Below are 549 nucleotides of genomic sequence, written 5' to 3'. Positions count from 1 at the left end.
CGGGTCGCCTGCCATTTCCCGGAGCCGGTCAACACTTTCAGGGCTGTCTGAGTAGCCTGCCGAATTCACCCGAAGGAATTTTGATCGTGACTGAGGACCATTCCGCGAATGCCGGTACGGCAGAACCCGCGCGCTTGCCGCTCGAAGGCATCAAGGTTCTCGATCTCTCGCGTGTGCTGGCCGGGCCGTGGGCAACGATGAGCCTTGCCGATCTCGGCGCCGAGATCTGGAAGATCGAGAACATCGACGGCGGCGACGACACCAGGGCGTGGTCGGTGCCGAGCTACAAGGGTGTCTCGACCTACTATCTCTGCGCCAATCGCGGCAAGCAGAGCATCGCGCTCGACATGAAAAGCCCGCAGGGGTTGGCGATCGTGCGCGAGCTGGCGGCGAAGGCCGACATCGTCGTCGAGAATTTCCGCTCAGGTACCGCCGATAGGCTCGGCGTCGGTTTCAAGGAGCTCAGCGCGTCAAATCCGCGGCTGATCTACTGTTCGATCTCCGGCTACGGCCAGACCGGGCCCGATGCCGGACGGCCCGGCTATGATT

At 62.8% G+C, this 549-nt stretch carries 1 protein-coding gene; it reads left to right on the top strand.

All coding sequences use genetic code 11. The annotated features are described in order from the left end of the window. Positions 1-86: 86 nt before the first annotated feature. The coding region (locus tag ENZ75_RS33740; protein WP_206617190.1) for a CoA transferase at positions 87-549 on the top strand (463 nt) is incomplete at its 3' end.

It is taken from the genome of Mesorhizobium sp. M7A.F.Ca.CA.002.04.1.1 (assembly GCF_004022805.1).
Taxonomy (GTDB): domain Bacteria; phylum Pseudomonadota; class Alphaproteobacteria; order Rhizobiales; family Rhizobiaceae; genus Mesorhizobium; species Mesorhizobium ciceri.
Note: the sequence above shows the minus strand (reverse complement) of the source record. Positions and strands in the feature narration are given on the sequence as shown.